Here is a 2760-nt window from a genome sequence, read left to right on the forward strand (position 1 = left end):
CCGTCACCCCTCGGGGTGGCGGGCCGCCGTCGTGCGCCAGGGGAGTGGCGGGGCGGCTACTCGGCCGCGCGGGCTTCCGCGAACTGCGTCGCGTGGAGCTCGGCGTACAGGCCGCCCGCGGCGAGCAGCTCGGCGTGCGTGCCGGTCTCCACGACGCGCCCCTCGGCCAGGACGACGATCGCGTCCGCCGCGCGGACCGTCGAGAGCCGGTGCGCGATGACGAGCGACGTGCGGCCCGCCAGCGCCTGGTCGAGCGCCGCCTGGACGGCCGCCTCGGACTCCGAGTCCAGGTGGGCGGTCGCCTCGTCGAGGACGACGACGTCGGGCGCCTTGAGCAGCAGCCGAGCGATCGCGAGCCGCTGGCGCTCGCCCCCGGACAGGCGGTATCCACGGTCGCCGACCACGGTGTCGACGCCCTCGGGCAGCCGGGCCACCAGGTCCCAGATGCGGGCCTGGCGCAGCGCGTGCTCGAGGTCGTGGTCCGAGGCGTCGGGGCGGGCGAAGCGGAGGTTCGCGGCCACGGTGTCGTGGAAGAGGTGGGCCTCCTGGGCGACCACGCCGACGGTGCCCCGGAGCGACGCCGCCGTGACGTCCCGGAGGTCCTCGCCGGCGATCCGGACGGCGCCCGACGTCGGGTCGTACAGGCGGGACACGAGCTGGGAGACCGTGGTCTTGCCGGCCCCGGAGGGCCCGACGAGCGCGACCATCGCTCCGGCCGGCACGGAGAAGGACACGTCGCGCAGCGTGTCCCCGACGGGGTCGGAGCGCAGGGTCGCGACCGACTCGAGGGAGGCGAGGGAGACCTCGTCCGCCCGCGGGTACCGGAAGGTCACGTGGTCGAGCTCGACGGAGGCGCCCCGGGAGGCCACGGCCGCGCGGAGATCGGCGGCGCCCGGCTTCTCGGCGAGGGCGGGCTCGAGGTCGAGCACCTCGAGCACCCGTTCGAAGCTGACGAGCGCCGTCATGACGTCGACCTGCACGTTCGACATCGCGGTGAGCGGCCCGTAGAGGCGCCCGAGGTACGCCGTCAGCGCGACGACCGTGCCGACCGTGAGCTCGCCGGCGATCGCCTGCAGCCCGCCCAGGCCGTAGACGACGGCGATCGCCAGGGAGGCGAGAGTCGTCAGGCCGACGCGGAACCAGGTGCCGAGCAGAGCCGTGCGGACCCCCAGGTCACGCAGTCGGCGCACCTGGGCCGCGTACCGCGTGCTCTCCGCGTCCGGGTCGCCGAACACCTTGACCAGGTGCGCGCCGGCGACGTTGAACCGTTCGTTCATCATCTGCCCGGCGTCCGCGTTGAGGTCGTACCCGGTGCGTGCCAGGCCCGCGAGGCGGCGGCCGAACCACCGGGCGGGCAGCACGAACGCGGGGACCAGCACCAGGGACACCAGGGTGAGCCGCCACGACATCGCGAGCATCGCGGCGAGGGTGAACGCGATGGTCAGCCCGTTGGAGACGACGGTCTGCAGCGTGGAGGTGAACGCCTGCTGGGCCCCGAGCACGTCACCGTTGAGCCGCTGCACGAGCGCGCCGGTGCGGGCCCGGGCGAAGAAGGCGAGGGGCATCCGCTGGACGTGGTCGAAGACCGCGGTGCGCAGGTCGAGGATGAGCCCCTCGCCCACGCGCGACGACAGCCAGCGCTCGGCGACCGCGAGGGCGGCGGTCAGCAGGGCGATGCCGGCCGCCGCGGCGGCGAGGGTCACCACCAGCCCACGGTCGCCGGCCACGATGCCGTCGTCGATGAGGCGCTGGAAGAGCAGCGGCGTGACGGCGCCGGCGGCCGCGCTGAGCACCAGCAGACCGACGAACACGGCGAGCTGCGTCCGGTACGGGCGGGCGAAGCCGAGGATGCGCCGGAGCGTCGGGCCGGCGAGCCGGCGGTCCTTCACGGTCGCGTCGTTCAGGTACGAGCGCATCATCGGTCCGCCCGCCATGGCACCTCCCGGCCCGCCCCGGCCCGGTGCCGCTGGGCGCTCATGGCGGGAAGCCTACGCCGGGGGCAGGATGGGCCCATGCTTCGCATCGGCCTCACGGGCGGCATCGCCGCAGGCAAGTCCGTCGTCGCGCGCCGCCTCGCCGAGCTGGGCGCCGTCGTGATCGACCACGACGCCCTCGCCCGGGAGGTGGTGGAACCGGGGACGGTGGGGCTCGAGGAGGTCGTCGCGGCCTTCGGCGACGGCGTCCTCACGGCCGACGGGGCGCTCGACCGGCCCGCGCTCGGACGTCTCGTCTTCGACGACGCCGCCGCTCGGGCGCGGCTCGAGGGCATCCTGCACCCGGAGATCCGCCGCATCGCGGCCGAGCGGGAGGCGCTCGCCGGGGCCGCGGACGACCGCGCCGTCGTGGTGCACGACATCCCGCTGCTCGTCGAGACGGGCCAGGCCGATCATTTCCACCTGCTCGTGGTCGTGCATGCCCCGGCGGAGCAGCGGGTCGCGCGCCTCGTCGGCGGGCGCGGGCTCGACGACGGCGCCGCGCGGGCGCGTGTCGCGGCGCAGGCGACGGACGAGGAGCGGACCGCCGTCGCGGACGTGGTGCTCGACGGCACGGGCACGGAGGACGGGCTGCGCGAGCAGGTGGACGCGCTCTGGCAGCGGCTGTGCCGCGAGGTCGAGCAGGAGGCCGAGGGCGAGGCGTCCCGGGCCTGAGCGTCCGCACGTCCTGGCGTGGGCCGCGCCGGACCGTGACGACGACGTTCCGGCGGAGGCCCCCGGCAGGTCGCCGTCCTCCTGAGCAGCCGGCCCGCGCGGACGCGGGGGC

The 2760-nt window shown here is 75.7% G+C and carries 2 protein-coding genes; one reads left to right on the top strand and one right to left on the bottom strand.

What is annotated here, in order from left to right; genetic code table 11:
- Window positions 1-56: 56 nt before the first annotated feature.
- Entirely contained in the window at window positions 57-1934 is a 1878-nt protein-coding gene (locus tag ACFUVW_RS20490; protein WP_430573137.1) for an ABC transporter ATP-binding protein, read from the bottom strand.
- A gap of 78 nt (window positions 1935-2012) precedes the next feature.
- On the opposite strand from ACFUVW_RS20490, the gene coaE reads away from it, so the two are divergent.
- Window positions 2013-2648 (top strand): dephospho-CoA kinase, encoded by a 636-nt coding sequence (gene coaE / locus ACFUVW_RS20495; protein ID WP_430573138.1) that lies wholly within the window; start codon window positions 2013-2015, stop codon window positions 2646-2648.
- Window positions 2649-2760 lie beyond the last annotated feature (112 nt).

The sequence above is a fragment of the Isoptericola sp. NPDC057391 genome (assembly GCF_042668085.1).
Taxonomy (GTDB): domain Bacteria; phylum Actinomycetota; class Actinomycetes; order Actinomycetales; family Cellulomonadaceae; genus Isoptericola.